Here is a 14,752-nt window from a genome sequence, read left to right on the forward strand (position 1 = left end):
ATGCGCCCGGTCTGGAGTGGTTCGCTTTCGCTCGGTCTGGTGACGGTCCCGGTCCGGCTGTACAGCGCGGTCGAGGACCACACGGTGCACTTCCGCCAGTTCCAGCGCGGCACCGAGGACCGCATCCGGTACCGCCGGGTGAACGAGCGCACCGGCAAGGAAGTCGACTACGACGACATCGTCAAGGGTTACGAGCTCGACAGCGGCGAGTACGTGGTCGTCGAATCCGACGAACTCGACGAGATCGCCCCAGGCCGGTCGAAGTCGCTCGACATCGAGAGCTTCGTCGAACTGGACGCCATCGACCCGATGTTCTTCGACAAGACGTACTGGCTCGCGCCCGCGAAAGAGGAGTTCGAACGTCCGTACGCGCTGCTGCTCGAAGCGATGCGCTCGTCGGGCAGGGCCGGGATCGCGAAGTTCGTCATGCGCGGCCGCGAGTACCTGGCGCTCGTCCGGTCGGGTGCGGGCGTCATGGTGCTCAACACCCTGCACTTCGCCGCAGACCTGCGGGATCCCGCCGAACAGCTGCCGGACCTGCCCGCCAAGGCCAAGGCGCGCGGCAAGGAACTCGACATGGCCGTCAACCTGATCGACGCGATGAGCGACGACTGGCGGCCCGAGGAGTACCGCGACACCTACACCGATCGCGTGCGGAAGCTGATCAAGGCCAAGAAGAAGGGCAAGACCATCACGCCCGCCACCGAACCGGGTGAGCCGACGAAGGTCGTCGACCTGTTCGAGGCGCTTTCGAAGAGCGTGGAGAGCGGGAAGGCCAAGAAGAAGGACCTGTCCTCGTTGTCGAAGGCGGACCTGGACAAGCTGGCGCGGGAGCGCGACATCAAGGGACGCTCGAAGATGACGCGCGCCAAGCTGGAAAAGGCGCTCAAGGCTTCGTGAACCCCGCGAGTTCGCCCGCGATCGCCTCGATCAGCAGCCGGACGTCCTCGGCGGCCGTCGCGTGCAGCCCCTCCGAAACGATCAGCACGTCGGACGTCGTGGCGGAGACCGCGGAGTGCCCGCTCTGCCGGTTCGTCCACCGCCGTGCGTGGGCCTGACCGTCTTCGTCGGCGAAGATCACCTCGCCCGGGTTCGGATGCTCGACAGTGCCCGCGAAGGTCACGTATTTCTCGTCGCCCCGTGCGTGGCGGACTTCGAGCGAACCGCTGATCTTCGCGACGTCGAGTACCGCGACCGGGATGGCGTAGGCGACCGAAACCGCGTTGCAGAGGTCGATCACCGGGTGGATCCGGGGGAGCGCGCCCTCTTTCCGCAGCCGGCGCAGCAGCGACTCCGACGCGCAACGGTACTGCGTCGGCTTCAGGCCCATCTTGGCGAACGCCCGGCGCCAGGCCTGGATCTCGGGGAACTCCGATTCCGGGCCGTCCGCGAGCCGTCGCGTCGCCCGCGCGATGAACTTCTCGAGGTCGACGGGTAGTTCCGGGGTGATACCGGTGGCCAGGAGCGTGCCGACGGCGAGGCCGGGGTGCTCGGCGCGGACGTCGGGATGATGCTGGAGTCGCATACGAGACCTGTCTACTGGGTGGTGAACGCGAGCTTGGCGCCGAGCGCGGCGAAGGAACCGGCGAAGATCCGCCGCATCCAGGCGAGGACGCGCGGCCGGGAGATCACGTGGTGGCGCACGCCGGCGGCGAGGACGCCGTACAGGCTGAACACCACGAACGTCGCCAGCATGAACACCCCGCTCAGCAGCAGCATCCGGGGGACGGAACCGGGTTCGCCCGCCGGGACGAACTGGGGGAGGAACGCGAAGAAGAACAGCGTCAGCTTCGGGTTCAGGACGTTGATCAGCACGCCGGAGGTGATCGTCCGCAGCGCCGACTTGGGCTCGGGATCGCCTTCGACGACGATCGCTTCCCGGTCCCGCAGCGTCGCCCACGCCATGTAGAGCAGGTAGGCCACACCGAGGTATTTGATGATTTCGAACGCCACCGCGCTCGCGTGCAGCAGTGCCGCGAGGCCGGTGATCGCGGCGACCATGTGCGGGATGATCCCGAGGGTGCAGGCGGTCGCCGCGATGACGCTCGCCCGTCTCCCTCGGGCCAGCCCGGCGGACAAGGTGTAGACCACGCCGGTGCCGGGCGTGGCGACCACGACCAGCGTGGTGATCAGGAAGGCGATGCTCACGCCGACCACTCTGCGCGCCCTTTGGTCCGATGAACAGGACCAAAGCCGTGTCACTCCACTGGACCAAAGGCTTGTGTGAGGCGCCTGACACCGTCACCGGATGGAGTGGCATGATGCACGCTCGCACGTCGACGAGGAAGGCCTTGGTTTGAGCGCGCGCACCTCCCAGGTGGACGATCTCCGGCTGGTGGCACAACCGAATGCCGTTTTGTGCTCCGAGCTCTTCGTCCGTCTCATCTTGTCGGATTGGTCCTTGCGGCCGTTGCTCGATCAGGCGAAGACCGCCGCCGCCAGACTGGTGGGCGCGCTCGTCGACGCGGCCGATCCGAAGGAACCGCCGTTCCTGACGCTGAGATTGCGGCTGCGGTCGGACGTGCTGGTCATCGAGGTCGACCACGAGCTGGCCGGGCTTCCCGCGCCGACGCCCGCGCCGGGCGAGCGGACCGGGGTGGCGCCGGGCGAGACCGGTGGCGTGACCACCTGGTGCGAGCTGCCGCTGCCCGGCGGCCTGTCCGCCGGACAGGTGCAGTTGCCGCGGCGGGGCGACCGCCGGACCCTGGTGGACGAGCCCGTTTCCGGTGAGCCCGTCGGCGCCGATCCCGAGGTCCTGGAACGGCTTTTGTCGCGGTTGAGCGGCTGGTCCGGCTGATCCTCGTGAAAGGATCCGGGGATGGGGTCGAAACGTGTCACCACACCGGTTCTGGAGATCGAGTACGAACACACCGGTGAGGCGGGCGCGCCGCCGGTGATCCTGCTCCACGGGTTCCCGTACGACGTGCGGGCCTACGACGAGGTGGCCCCGAACCTCTCGGCCGGCGGCGCCTCGGTGTACGTCCCGTACCTCCGCGGGTTCGGCGGGACGCGGTTCCTCGACGACGCCACGCCCCGATCGGGGCAGCAGGCCGCGCTCGCGCAGGATCTGCTCGACTTCATGGACGCGCTGGAGCTCGAGAACGCCGTCGTCGCAGGGTACGACTGGGGCGGCCGCGCGGCGTGCATCGTGGCCGCGCTCCGGCCCGAACGGGTGCGCGGGCTGGTCTCGGTGGACGGCTACAACGTCCAGAACCTCGCCTACGCCGGGGAACCGGCGCCGCCCGAATGGGAACGCACCTACTGGTATCAGTTTTATTTTCATTCCGAGCGCGGCCGCCGCGGGCTGGCGGAGAACCGCGACGAGTTGTGCGCCCTGCTGTGGCGCACCTGGTCGCCGACCTGGACGGGCGCCGAGGCGGCGTTCCCGGCCAGCGCCCCCAGCCTGCACAACCCGGACTTCGTCGACGTCGTCATCCACTCGTACCGGCACCGGTTCGGGCTGGCGCAAGGGGATCCGCGGTATCAGGCGCTCGAAGACCTGATCGCGGAGGAACCGGTCATCACGGTGCCGTCGGTCGTGCTGGAAAGCGGGGACGACGGCATCGGCGGGCCTGGCGCGGAGGGCGACCGCGAGTACTTCGCCGGGGCCTACGACCACCGGGTCCTCCCGGGGGTGGGCCACAACGTTCCCCAGGAGGCCCCGGAAGCGTTCGCCGACGCGGTGGCTTCCCTGCTCAAGGGCACGTGAGCGTGATCACCCGTCCGTGCGCATGACGAATCCCGATCCTGGGTTGTCCTTCCCTTGTACGGCGCACGATCCGGGCGCCACGGACGGAGGAGGACCCGATGTCGTTGGGCGACAAGATCAGCAACAAGGCCGAAGAGCTCGGCGGTAAGGCCAAGGAGACCGCCGGTGACGCCACCGGCAACGAGGACCTGCGCGCGGAAGGCCAGGCGGACCAGGCGAAGGCCGGTCTCAAGGGCGCCGTCGAAAACGTGAAGGACGCCGTCGGCGACGCCGCGGACAAGCTCCGCGACACGTTCAAGAAGTAGCGGACCCTTCCGGGCCGGGGCAGCGGTTTCCGCGCCCCGGCCCGTCTTCATGGGTGTAAGAGCACCGGCAGGCCGGTGAGCCGCGTGCCCTGGATGCCGCCGAGGAACGTCTGCCGGAGTTCGGCGTAGGGCACGGCGAGCCGGGCCCGGGGGAAGTCCGTGCGCAGTACCGTCGCCACCGCCCGCAGTTCGAGCTGCGCGAGCTGGGCGCCGACGCAGAAATGCGGACCCGCGCCGAAAGTCAGGTCCGGGCCCGGTTTCCTGGCCGGATCGGTGTTGATGCCCTGGATGTCGACGAGCACCGGGGCGCCGGAGGGGAGCCGGACCCCGGCGAGGTCGATCTCCGTGGTGGTGAACCGCCAGAGGGTGAACGGCGCGGGCGGATGCACCCGGAGGGTCTCGCGGACCAGGTGGCCCTCGGGGGTGGTGTCGCCGTCGAGGAGCCGCGCGATCAGGAAGCCGATCGACGCGTCGGTGGTCAGCTGCCCGGCGAAGATCAATCCGAACAGGTGATACCGCAGGTCGTTCTCGGACGTCCCGGGCGGGAGGTTGTCGCGCAGTTCCGTCGCGAGCCCGGTCCGGTTCGGTGTCAATCCCGCGGCGGCGAGGTCCGCGAGCGCGGCGATGGTCTTGCCCTGCGCGCCCGGCTCGGGATCGGACATGCGGCGGCAGGCGTCGACGGCCGCGTCGAGCAGGTGAAGCGGGATACCGAGCAGATCGAGCAGCACGGTGAGCGGGAAGCGGGTGGAGAAGCCGTCCATGAGGTCGACGGTTCCGCCGCCGAGGTCCGTCAGCAGGACACGCGCGATGTGGTGGATCCGGTCCGACTGCGCCTGGATCCGTTTGGCACTCAAAAGCGAAGCGTGCGCTCGCCGCAGGCCGGTGTGGTCCGGGCCGTCCAGCGTGGTGAGGGACGGCTGTTCGGCGGCGGTCTGTTCGAGCCCGGTCCAGTTCTCGGGGGCCAGCGCGGGATCTTTGGCGATACGCGGGTCCGACAGGACCTCGCGGGCCAGCTTCTGGTCGGTCACGATCCACGCCTTGCCGCCCGACGGCGCGGCCACTTCGACGAGGGGACCGGCGGCGCGCAGCGCGGGGCGGACGGGGTCGGGCTCGGTGATACCGCGGGTCGTCGCGGCGAACGGGTCGGGGAGCAAGGCAACTCCTTCATGAGAAAGTAGCTTCATGGTGAAGGTATATTCGTGGCCGGTAGGTTGTCAAAGCACTTACTCGAGGAGGTTCGGTGGAGGATCGGGTCACGTCGTTGTTGGACGGCCTCCGGAGCTTCGGGGCGAACTACACCGAGTTCACCCGGCGTTTCGCGGACTGGCTCGGCCTGCACGCCACCGACGCCGCCGCGCTGGTCGAGATCCTCTACGCCGAAGACACCGGCTCGCCGCTTTCCCCGGCCCGCCTCGGTGAACGTATCTCGCTGACCTCCGGCGCGACCACGAACCTGCTGAACCGCCTGGAGAACCTCGGCTACGTGGTGCGGACCCGGGAGAACGCCGACCGGCGGATGGTGACCTTGCGCAGCGGGCCCGACATCCAGGCGCCCGCGCGGGAGTTCTTCGGCCCGTTCAGCGCGGGGCTCGCGGCGCTGGTGGCGCAGTACCCGGCGGAGGAGATCGAGCGGTTCGAGGCCTTCCTGCGGCATCTGCGGTCCACAATGGACGGCGTACTCGAGCAGCAGGGCCGTTAGCCGCCCCGGCCCCGTTCGGGTGGGTTCCGCCACCCGACCAGTCCGTATCGCCACCGGCACCGAATCCCTTCCAGACGCCAGGGCACCGCGTAGCCGGGCGTCGGGTGAGGTGGAGGCAGCTTGATGGTCGAGGGTGTGCGCACGAGTCTGCGCGAAAACGGCGGCACCGGAGCGGAGCCTGCCGAGTCGAGCCTGATGCAACGGGTCGCGGCCGGCGACGAACAGGCGTTCGCCGATCTGTACGACGTCGTGGCGGGACCGGTGTGGGGAGTGGTGAACAGAGTCGTCCGCAACGCCACGTTCGCCGAGGAAGTGACCCAGGAGGTCCTGGTGGAGGTGTGGCGGACGGCGGCCCGGTTCAAACCGGGCAAGGGGACCACACTGGCCTGGGTGCTCACCATCGCGCACCGGCGGGCCGTGGACCGGGTGCGTTCGCATCAGGCCGCGCTCGACCGGGACGACCGCGCGGGCAGGCTCGATTTCCGGCGCCCGTTCGACGAGGTCGCCGAGTCGACGATCGCCAATCTGGAGCAGCAGCGGGTGCGCCAATGCCTGTCCGCGCTGACCGACCTGCAACGGGAATCGGTCGTACTGGCTTATTACAACGGGTACACCTACCCGGAAGTCGCGGAAGTGCTCAAAACCGCGCCCGGCACGGTGAAGACCCGCATCCGCGACGGACTGATCCGGTTGCGCGACTGCTTGGGGGTGGGGCAATGACGGCGGAACTGCACACACTGACCGGGGCTTACGCCGTGGACGCCGTCCCGGAGGAGGAGGCCGCGGCGTTCAAGCGGCATCTCCGGGGCTGCTCCGCGTGCGGCCAGGAGGTCCGGGAACTCCGGGAGACCGCGGCGAGGCTCGGGGCGTCGCTCGCCGTCGTTCCACCGCCGAGGCTGAGGGAAGCGACCCTCACGCAGATCGCCCAGACCCGGCAGTGGCCTCCGCTGGTCGCGGCCGTGCGGCGGGCCCAGCCCGCGAAGAAGCAGCCGGTGCGGATAGCCCTGTGGGGTGCCGCGGCGGCCGCCGTCGGGGCACTGGTGTTCGGCCTGGTCACCACGACCACCGAGCCGGGGGCCGATCCCGCGCAGCAGCAGCTCGCCTCGGTGAACTCCGTGCTCACCGCGCCCGACGCCTCGACGGTGAAGGGCGCCGAACGCGGGACGACCACGGTGGTGACCTCGCTGAGCCAGGGCAAGGTCGTCGTGCTGGCGGGTGATCTCCCGCCGCTGGCGCCGGGCAAGGCGTATCAGGTCTGGCTCATCGGGGCGAGCGGCGTGCATTCGGCCGGGTTGCTGGCGCAGGACGGTCCACATCGGACTCGTCCGGTCCTCGCGGATCTGCCGGGAGGGATCGACCGGGTCGGCATCACCGCGGAACCCGCCGGGGGTTCGCGGACGCCGTCCACCCCGGCCGTCGCGATGATCCCGCTCGCCTAGGAACCGGTCAGCCGCCCGCAGGCCTGCCAGAGTTCCTGGCGCTGCGCGGCGGTTTCCCGGGTCTTGCCGAGATAATGCGTCGGGCGCTGGACGCGGTCGTGCCAGAACATCCCGTTGTACCGGCCCGGTTCCTCGGCCGCGGCGAGCCAGACGAAGGTGTCGGCGCCCTGCTCGGGGGTCCTCAGGATGGGCCGGGTCAGCTTCTGGAACGTCGGCAGGGAGGTCGCGACGCCGGGAGTGTCGGCCCAGCCGGGATGGGCGCCGTGCACGGTGACCGCGGAGCCGTCCAGTTCGTCCGCCCAGAGTTCGGCGAGCACGACCTGCATCCGTTTGGTGCGCGCGTATCCGGCGGCGGGCTTGTACTCGCCCTGGAGGTATTGGAGGTCGTCGGTGCGCAAAGGCTGGCCGTACATCCCGCCCGAACTGACCCAGATCACCCGGGCGCCGTCGGCGAACTTCGGCCGGAGCGACGCGGTGAGAAGGTGCGGGCCGAGCACATGCGTGGCCAGCATGACTTCGTTGCCCTCGGCCGTTTCCGTACGCTCGGCGGGCATCAGGCCGGCGTTGTGGATCAGGACGTCGATCTCACCGTCGAGATCCTTGGCGTAGTCGCGCACGGACGAGATCAGGCTGAGGTCGCACTGGTCGACGATGATCCGCGCGCCGGGTACGGCCCGCTCGATCTCGGCGCGGGCGGCGTCGCCGTCGCCGCGGACCGCGATCCGTACGGTCGCGCCCAGCTTCGCCAGCCCGACGGCGGTCGCCTTGCCCAGGCCCGCCTTCGCGCCGGTCACCACGGCGACCTTGCCCGCGAGCGCGTCCGGTGCCGGGTCCGCCGGCCACCATCGCCTCCGCAGGAAGTGACCGACACTGCTGTAGCCGAGCAGGGTCCGGTCGAGCACGGTGTCGGCGGCCCGGGTCACGGTGGACATGCGGGTACTCCTCATCGCTCGTAGTACATCTGCGCGGGAACCAGCGCCCAGACCGCTTTCCCGGTCCGCTCGGTCCGGAAACCCCAATCGAGGGAAAGCTGACCGACCAGGCGGAGACCGAAGTGGGCCGTGGCGGAGGCGGAGCGCAAGGCATCCAGCCCCGGGTCATCGTCGGAGACCTCGACCAGGAAGCGGCGGACCTGCCGGACGACGCGCAACTCGCCTGGTCCGTCCGTGTGCCGGTAGGCGTTGCTCACCAGCTCGTCGACCACCAGCAGCAAGGCGCCGAGCGGTTCGTCCTCGCCCCTGCCGAAGCCCAGGTGATCGGCGACCACGGAGCGGATCCGGCGCAGTTCCGGGAGGTTTCGCAGGTCGATGGTGACTTCCGCGGCGCAGGCGACCCGGCGGCACAGCCGGTCGAGTTCCGCTTCCAGTTCCGCTTGGCCACCGTTCACCGCACCCAGCTCCCCTCACCGAACACCTCTCACAGGGGTGTTCGGTGCCGACGGAGTCGCGGACGGGTGCTACTGGATGCGGGGACCGGCCTTGGCGGAGAACCGGAACTCGATGGTCACCGGGAGCTCGCCGAGGTCCAGCGCCTGGCGCAGCCGCGGCAGGCCCTCCTCGGCGATCCGCTCGCGGATGGCGGCCAGATCGCCGTCCTGTTCGGCGCTCAGCACCACGGCCAGCACCGGCGCGTCCTGGGTGCCGCCCAGCGTGGCGTGCGCGGCGTGGACGCCGGGATAGGTCGCGACCTCCGCGGCGAAGGGTTCCACCGCGGTGCTCGCGGCCAGCGAGGTCCGGCCCTCGTCCTGCTCGAAGCGCCAGGTGTGGGACTTGGGTTTGCGGACGGGCTGCGCGACGAGCCAGCGCAGCGCCAGCAGTCCGACGATCACCGCGCCCCCGGCGACGGCGTACCAGGCCCAGCCGGGTGGTGTCGCCGTTCCGGGCACGAGCGTGGTGCCGGACTGGAGCAGGGGGATCCTGCCGAAATGGGTGCCGACGGCGAACACGCCACCGGCGAGCAGCACGAGGCCCGTCAGCACCAGAAGGGTGCGGTTCAGGCGGGCGGGGCGGTTGAGATCGGTCATGACGCGCTCCTGGTGGCCTTGACCCGGACACGCACGGCGGGAACGGTCGCGGGGCCGATCTGGGAGAGACGGTGCTCGATGGCGGCGCGGACGGCGTCGGCGAGTCCCTCGGTGTTCGTCCGCCCGGTGGTCACCACCGAGACGATCCCGCGCCGTTTGAGCTTCAGCTTCGCCGCCGAAACACCATCCACAGTGGACGCGGCGGTGCGCAGCGTGGACCGGTAGCTGCGCCGGGAGGCGCCGGAGTCCGGGCCGCCTTCGAGCGGCAGCACGGTCGGCCGCCCCGGGACGATCGCGGTCACGAGGAGCAGCAGGCCGATCAGCGCGACCACCCCACCCGCGATCGCCGGCAGCGGATCACTCCATCGGGTGTCGTGCAGCGCGGACGCGACGGCGTCGTAGCTGACCCACGGTTTCTCCCCGATGATCGTCTGGACCGCGACGGCGGCGGCCAGGACGCATCCGGCGAGCACCACGAGGGCGACCAGCACGGCCGGGGCGCTGCGGCGGGGGCGCCGTTTCATCGGACCCTCCTCGTTTCGGTCTCCGTGGAGTGCAGGGCCGTGACGGTGATGTCGACCCGCGTGACGGTCAGGCCCGAGAGCTCGCCGACGCGGTGGATCAGGTGCTCCCGTGCGGTTTCGGTGGTGGCGCGGACCGAAAGCGGGTACTTCACCGACAGCCGGACGTCCAAGGTGGCCGTCGTGGCGGTGACGTTCGCGCTCACCTTGGCGCCCTGGTCGAGGTCTTCACCGCCGACCGCGATCCCGAGCACCCGGGAGGCCGCGCCGCCGATGCCGTCGAGTTCGGTGATCGCCCGTGCGGCGATCCGTTCGACGGCACCGGCGGCCACGGTCAGCCCGCCGCGCCCGTCCGTTTCCGGCGCGGCGGGTGTCATGGTCGTCATGGCGCTCAGCCCCTGTCGCGGCCGGCCAGGGCCGAAAGGTCGAGCTTGCCGTCGAGGAACCGGCCGACCAGCAGGCCGAGGACGGCGAGGACGAGCACGACGAGGAAGGCGCCGAAGCCGCCGAACGCGCCGGCCACGCCGAGCACGAGACCGGTCAACAGGCCGAGATGGGTGGCGTTCATGAACGTTCTCCTTGCAGTCGGGCGCGGACCGGCGCCGGTGGTCACTGGACGCGGGTGGATTCGGTGCTCTCGTCGGTGTCGTCGTCGCCCGGGATGTACACGTCGGACACGTTGATGTTGACCTCGACGACCTCGAGTCCGGTCATCTGCTCGACGGCGCCGATCACGTTGCGGCGCACCGACTTGGCGAGATCCGCGATCGCGACGCCGTATTCGACGACGATCTGCAGGTCGACCGCGGCCTGGCGTTCGCCGACCTCGACGGAGACACCCTGACCGGCGGACGCGGTGGCGCCCGGGATGCGCTCGCGCAGCACGTTGAACGCCCGCACGGCGCCACCGCCCAGCGCGTGGACGCCGGTGATCTCACGGGTCGCGAGGCCGGCGACCTTCTGCACGACGGTGTCGGCGATGGTGGTCACGCCCTGGGTGGAGACGAGCGCGCTGTTCTCGGTGGGGGCGGTGGAGTTCGAGTTCGGCTTGGCGGCGGTGGTGGCGGTGTTCGTCATCGCGATCTCCTCGGTTCGGATTCCGTTGCCTGTGGCGGAAGTTCTTCACTTCCACACTCCATAGACCCAGCGGAGCCAAGATCGTCACGACCCGATCGTGTGGTCTGGATCTCACCGTTCGTGGGTATGTCTTTCGGTCTAGTCCTCATGGCCGACGAAGGCACGGACTTTCAGCCTGTCGAGGGTCGTGCGAGGAGGCGGTGCCGGGGTTGGATCGTCCGGTGTCCCGAAAGCAGGAGTCCCGCGTGAACTGGAAGTGCGTGATGCTGTCCGTCGCGCTCGTCGCCGGATGCACGACGTCGCAAGGGAGCCCGGCCCCGGTGACCACAGTGGACGAACCGGAGCACCGGGCGGCGCTGGCGTCGTTCTACCGGCAGGCCCTCGACTGGCGGCCGTGCGAGGCCTTCCAGTGCGCGAAGCTGACCGTGCCGATGGACTACCGGCGACCGGACGGGCCGAAGTTCACCCTGCCGTTGATCAAGGCCGCGGCGACCCGGCCGGAAGGACGGCTCGGCACGCTCGTCGCGGGAGCGGGCGGCCCCGGCCAATCCGGGGTCGCCATGGTGAAGGACGTCGCGGGCACCTGGCCCGCCTCGGTCCGGGAACGGTTCGACCTGGTCGGCTTCGATCCCCGGGGCATCGGCGGCAGCGAACCGCGGATCCGGTGCGAAACCGAGGGCGAACCCACGTCGAAGGCGCCCGAGGGGCTGCCGCTGATCGGCGCCGAGGTCCCGAAAACGCGGCAGTACGCCGAGGCGTGCCTGAAGGGGACCGGGGAGGACGTGCTGCGGCACCTGGGCACCGACGACGTCGTCAGCGACCTCGACGTCCTGCGCGTGGTCACCGGCCAGGAAAAGCTGAACTACCTCGGTTACTCCTATGGAACGCGGATCGGGCAGCTGTACGCCGACCGGTTCCCGAAGAAGATTCGCGCCATGGTGCTCGACGGCGTCGACAACACCTATCTCGATTGGCGGGCCGACACCGTCGAGCAGGCGAAGGGCGTCGAGGACACGCTGCTCACTTATGCGAAGCAATGCGCCACCAGGACGGGCAAGCCGTGCCCCGGCCGGGACGAGACCGAAATCCTCGCCACGGTGGACAGGGTGCTGGCCAAAGCGGACAAAGCGGGCGACGGCGGTGCTCTTCGCGAGGAGATCTCCTCGAAGGTCACCTTCCCGGCCGACTGGGCCGAGCTGTCCGTAATCATCCTCGGCGCCGACGCCCCGGCGGACGACTCGCCGGACGACTCCGCCGACTCGCCGGAGCCCACGACCGACACGACGGACGCGCTCACCGTCGTCAACTGCCTGGACCGCGCCCATCCCACCGACCTGGCCGCGTACGAGGACGCCGCGCGGGAGCTGCGCCGGGTTTCCCGGCTCTCGTCCGGCACGGAGGCGCTCGGCTGCGCCTTCCTGCCCACCGCGACGGTCCCGTCCCGGACGATCCGCGCCGACGGCGCCCCGCCCATCCTGCTCGTCGGGACCACGAAGGACGCCGCGACACCGTATGGCTGGGCACGTCAGCTGGCGGGCAGCCTCAAGTCGGCGGTGCTGTTGTCCAATGAGGACGTCGGGCACGCCGTCTACGGCAGTGGTTCGTCCTGTGTGGACGAAGGTGTCAGCCGGTACCTGGTCGACTTGACGACTCCCGCCGCCCCGGCCCGCTGTGCCACCGGGTCCGTGTGATGCTGGGAGCGTGAAGATGGTCGACCGGCGGCTCGTCACCGTGCTCGCCGAGGTGCTCCTCGCCGGATTCGTCGCGGGTGTGACGATCTTCCTCGCCGATCTGCTGCCCGCCTGGGGCTGGCCGGAAGTGTTCTACCCGTCGGCGCCGGTGCTGACCGCGGTGATCGCCTGCGCCGTCGTGCTCATGCTGGCGCGCCGCCGGTTCGCGGTGGTCGCGCTGCTCGCCGCGGTGGTGCTGTTCGGGCTGTTCCCCGCCACCGGTGTCGCTCTCGCGGTCATCGCGTACACGGCGGGAGCGAGGGGGCGGCGGTGGCCGCTGTTCGGCCTCGCGGCACTGCTCCCGGCCGCGGTCGTCCTGCTCACCCAGCCCGCGTTCCGCTGGCAGTACGTCCTCGTGGTGATCGCCGTCTCGACGCTGTCCTGTCTCGTCTTGCCCGCGCTGGTCGGCGCGATGCAGGCGCAGCAGGCCCGGCTGGTGGTGGCGTTGCGGGAGCGCGCGGAGTCCCTCGCAGAGGCCCGGCAGGTGACCAGGGAGCGGGCGCGGCTGGAGGAACGTTCGCGGATCGCCGAGGAGATGCACGACCAGCTCGGGCACCGGCTCAGCCTCATCACGATGTTCTCGGGCGCGCTGGAGGTCGCCGCCGAGGGCAAGGATCCGGAGCTGCGGCAGGCCGCACGGCACGTCCGGACGACGGCGAAGGTCGCGCTCGAAGAACTGCGGCAGTCCCTCGGCGTCCTGCGGCCGGGCGGGGAACCGGCGGAGCCCGCGGAGGCCACCGACGCCGCCGGGACCGAGGCCGACATCGCCGATCTGGTGGCGTCGTCGCGCGATGCCGGTCTCGACGTGACGTTCGACTGGCTCGGGACCGACCTCGACGGGGTCCGGCCGCCGGTCCGCCGGGCCGTGCACCGCGTGGTGCGGGAAGCGCTGACCAACGTCCACAAGCACGCCGCCGCCGCGTCGGTCACCGTCGTCGTCGACCACGGCCCCGAACTGGTGAAGATCGTGGTGCGCAATGGCGCGGAGCCGGTCGAGGGGGAGCGGCTGCCCGGTACCGGCCGCGGGCTGGTCGGCCTGCGCGAACGTGTCCGTCTCCTCGGCGGCACGTTCACGGCAGGGCCCGACCCGGACGGCGGCTTCGCGGTCACGGCCGATCTGCCGAAGCGGGCGGACGCGCCTCTCGCCGAAGAGGCGGGCGAGGAACCGCAGGTCGCGGACACGGAGAGACGACCGGGCCGGATCCTGTCCGGCCTGATGCTGACGACCGGACTGGCCGCCGTCGCCGCGCTGCTGCTGACGACGCTGGCCTTCGTGCCGCCGCTCACGCCCGCCGACCACGAAGATCCACTCGCCAGTGTCAAGATCGGGATGACACCGGAGGAGGTCGAGGCCTGGTTCGGCCCGAACGAACCCTCGGCGCATGCCGCCGCGCGGGACCGGGAGCCGCCGGTCCCCGAGGACACCTACTGCGTCTACACCCCGGCCGACGATCCGCCCGACGCCGAAACCGCCGCGATCTTCCGGTTCTGTTTCGGCGACGGCGGATTGGTGGAGAAGACCTGGTTCGAAGTCCCCGTACCGAAAGAGACGCGATGATCCGGGTCCTGCTCGCCGACGACGAACCGCTGCTCCGCGCCGGTGCGCGGCTCTTGCTGAACCAGGCGGGCGACATCGACGTCGTGGCCGAGGCGTCCGATGGCGCGGAGGCGATCGACGTCGTCCGGCGGATGTCCGTGGACGTCGTGCTGATGGACATCAGGATGCCCAGGGTGGACGGGCTCGCCGCGGTGGAGGAGCTCGGCCGGATCGCGCCGGAGGTGCGGATCATCATGCTCACCACGTTCGGGGACGAGGCCTACGTGGCCAGGGCCCTGCGCGCGGGAGCGGCCGGTTTCCTGCTCAAGGACACCGATCCGGCGCAACTCATCCAGGCCGTGCGGTCCGCGTCCACCGGCGACGCGGTGCTGTCGCCCCGGATCGCGAAGCAGGTCATCGACCGGTTCCGCGACACCGACGCGGCCAACGCGGAAAGCGTCGCGCGGGCCAGGCGGAAGCTCGGCGCGCTGACTGCCCGCGAACGCGACGTCCTGGTGCGGGTGGGGCGGGGGCTCGGCAACGCGGAGATCGCGGCGGACCTGCGGTTGTCGAACGGAACCGTGAAGATCCACGTCAGCCACATTCTCGCGAAGCTCGGCTGCGCGAACCGCGTCCAGGCCGCGATCCTCGCCCACGACGCCGGAATCCTTCGCCGCTGACCCTCGCCTTCCCGCGACTTCTCTGTTAGGAA

Annotated in this window: 20 protein-coding genes; 10 read left to right on the top strand and 10 right to left on the bottom strand. The window is 70.3% G+C overall.

The window, feature by feature from the left end; genetic code table 11:
- Positions 1-900 (top strand): Ku protein, encoded by a 900-nt coding sequence (locus ACLJRM_RS32900; RefSeq protein WP_101609333.1) that lies wholly within the window; start codon positions 1-3, stop codon positions 898-900.
- Here the strand turns inward: ACLJRM_RS32900 and ACLJRM_RS32905 are convergent.
- Positions 887-1,525: a B3/4 domain-containing protein gene (locus ACLJRM_RS32905; RefSeq protein WP_101609332.1), complete on the bottom strand. Its 639-nt coding sequence runs from the start codon at positions 1,523-1,525 to the stop codon at positions 887-889. The genes ACLJRM_RS32900 and ACLJRM_RS32905 overlap by 14 nt on opposite strands.
- 11 nt (positions 1,526-1,536) lie before the next feature.
- Positions 1,537-2,148 (bottom strand): LysE family translocator, encoded by a 612-nt coding sequence (locus ACLJRM_RS32910; protein WP_101613366.1) that lies wholly within the window; start codon positions 2,146-2,148, stop codon positions 1,537-1,539.
- Positions 2,149-2,296: 148 nt separating this feature from the next.
- Here ACLJRM_RS32910 and ACLJRM_RS32915 point away from each other — a divergent pair, with 148 nt between their 5' ends.
- The 3 genes from ACLJRM_RS32915 (at position 2,297) to ACLJRM_RS32925 (ending at position 4,014) form a co-directional block, all read left to right on the top strand.
- Positions 2,297-2,797 (top strand): ATP-binding protein, encoded by a 501-nt coding sequence (locus ACLJRM_RS32915; RefSeq protein ID WP_410665400.1) that lies wholly within the window; start codon positions 2,297-2,299, stop codon positions 2,795-2,797.
- A 21-nt stretch (positions 2,798-2,818) separates the two neighbouring features.
- On the top strand, positions 2,819-3,709 hold the full coding sequence (locus ACLJRM_RS32920; protein ID WP_410665264.1) for an alpha/beta fold hydrolase: 891 nt from the start codon (positions 2,819-2,821) through the stop codon (positions 3,707-3,709).
- Positions 3,710-3,807: 98 nt separating this feature from the next.
- Positions 3,808-4,014, top strand: coding sequence for a CsbD family protein (locus ACLJRM_RS32925; RefSeq protein ID WP_101609329.1), 207 nt, complete (start codon positions 3,808-3,810; stop codon positions 4,012-4,014).
- Positions 4,015-4,061: 47 nt separating this feature from the next.
- Here ACLJRM_RS32925 and ACLJRM_RS32930 read toward each other — a convergent pair whose 3' ends face one another.
- Positions 4,062-5,168 carry a cytochrome P450 gene (locus tag ACLJRM_RS32930; RefSeq protein ID WP_410665265.1) on the bottom strand — a complete coding sequence of 369 codons (1,107 nt, stop codon included), beginning with the start codon at positions 5,166-5,168 and terminating at the stop codon, positions 4,062-4,064.
- An 86-nt stretch (positions 5,169-5,254) separates the two neighbouring features.
- Between ACLJRM_RS32930 and ACLJRM_RS32935 the strand changes: the two genes are divergently transcribed.
- The 3 genes from ACLJRM_RS32935 to ACLJRM_RS32945 all read left to right on the top strand — a co-directional run bounded on the left by ACLJRM_RS32935 (position 5,255) and on the right by ACLJRM_RS32945 (position 7,152).
- Positions 5,255-5,713, top strand: a complete 459-nt coding sequence (locus ACLJRM_RS32935) for a MarR family winged helix-turn-helix transcriptional regulator (protein ID WP_101609327.1) — start codon at positions 5,255-5,257, stop codon at positions 5,711-5,713.
- Between the two features lie 123 nt (positions 5,714-5,836).
- Positions 5,837-6,433: an ECF RNA polymerase sigma factor SigK gene (gene sigK, locus ACLJRM_RS32940; RefSeq protein ID WP_101609326.1), complete on the top strand. Its 597-nt coding sequence runs from the start codon at positions 5,837-5,839 to the stop codon at positions 6,431-6,433.
- Entirely contained in the window at positions 6,430-7,152 is a 723-nt protein-coding gene (locus ACLJRM_RS32945) for an anti-sigma factor domain-containing protein (protein ID WP_410665266.1), read from the top strand. The genes sigK and ACLJRM_RS32945 overlap by 4 nt, the downstream gene beginning before the upstream one ends.
- Here ACLJRM_RS32945 and ACLJRM_RS32950 read toward each other — a convergent pair.
- The 7 genes from ACLJRM_RS32950 to ACLJRM_RS32980 all read right to left on the bottom strand — a co-directional run bounded on the left by ACLJRM_RS32950 (position 7,149) and on the right by ACLJRM_RS32980 (position 10,773).
- Positions 7,149-8,084 (bottom strand): SDR family NAD(P)-dependent oxidoreductase, encoded by a 936-nt coding sequence (locus ACLJRM_RS32950; RefSeq protein ID WP_410665267.1) that lies wholly within the window; start codon positions 8,082-8,084, stop codon positions 7,149-7,151. The genes ACLJRM_RS32945 and ACLJRM_RS32950 overlap by 4 nt on opposite strands.
- Before the next feature lie 11 nt (positions 8,085-8,095).
- Positions 8,096-8,539, bottom strand: coding sequence for an ATP-binding protein (locus ACLJRM_RS32955; RefSeq protein ID WP_101609323.1), 444 nt, complete (start codon positions 8,537-8,539; stop codon positions 8,096-8,098).
- Positions 8,540-8,608: 69 nt separating this feature from the next.
- Positions 8,609-9,175: an alkaline shock response membrane anchor protein AmaP gene (locus ACLJRM_RS32960; RefSeq protein ID WP_410665268.1), complete on the bottom strand. Its 567-nt coding sequence runs from the start codon at positions 9,173-9,175 to the stop codon at positions 8,609-8,611.
- Entirely contained in the window at positions 9,172-9,699 is a 528-nt protein-coding gene (locus ACLJRM_RS32965) for a DUF6286 domain-containing protein (protein WP_101609321.1), read from the bottom strand. The genes ACLJRM_RS32960 and ACLJRM_RS32965 overlap by 4 nt, the downstream gene beginning before the upstream one ends.
- Positions 9,696-10,082, bottom strand: coding sequence for an Asp23/Gls24 family envelope stress response protein (locus tag ACLJRM_RS32970; protein ID WP_101609320.1), 387 nt, complete (start codon positions 10,080-10,082; stop codon positions 9,696-9,698). Before ACLJRM_RS32970 ends, ACLJRM_RS32965 begins: the two co-directional genes overlap by 4 nt.
- Before the next feature lie 5 nt (positions 10,083-10,087).
- The gene (locus tag ACLJRM_RS32975; protein ID WP_005154991.1) at positions 10,088-10,264 is read right to left on the bottom strand and encodes a hypothetical protein; all 177 of its coding nucleotides are present in this window, start codon (positions 10,262-10,264) and stop codon (positions 10,088-10,090) included.
- Between the two features lie 41 nt (positions 10,265-10,305).
- Entirely contained in the window at positions 10,306-10,773 is a 468-nt protein-coding gene (locus ACLJRM_RS32980) for an Asp23/Gls24 family envelope stress response protein (RefSeq protein ID WP_410665269.1), read from the bottom strand.
- Positions 10,774-11,018: 245 nt separating this feature from the next.
- On the opposite strand from ACLJRM_RS32980, the gene ACLJRM_RS32985 reads away from it, so the two are divergent.
- From ACLJRM_RS32985 to ACLJRM_RS32995, 3 genes are read left to right on the top strand one after another with little or no spacing between them, the layout of a single operon-like run.
- Positions 11,019-12,464, top strand: a complete 1,446-nt coding sequence (locus ACLJRM_RS32985; protein ID WP_410665270.1) for an alpha/beta hydrolase — start codon at positions 11,019-11,021, stop codon at positions 12,462-12,464.
- Positions 12,465-12,480: 16 nt separating this feature from the next.
- Positions 12,481-14,061, top strand: a complete 1,581-nt coding sequence (locus ACLJRM_RS32990) for a histidine kinase (protein WP_410665401.1) — start codon at positions 12,481-12,483, stop codon at positions 14,059-14,061.
- The gene (locus tag ACLJRM_RS32995) at positions 14,058-14,720 is read left to right on the top strand and encodes a response regulator (RefSeq protein WP_410665271.1); all 663 of its coding nucleotides are present in this window, start codon (positions 14,058-14,060) and stop codon (positions 14,718-14,720) included. Before ACLJRM_RS32990 ends, ACLJRM_RS32995 begins: the two co-directional genes overlap by 4 nt.
- The last annotated feature ends 32 nt before the right edge of the window (positions 14,721-14,752 follow it).

Origin of the sequence: Amycolatopsis sp. lyj-84 (genome assembly GCF_046549075.1) — a bacterium.
Lineage (GTDB): Bacteria > Actinomycetota > Actinomycetes > Mycobacteriales > Pseudonocardiaceae > Amycolatopsis.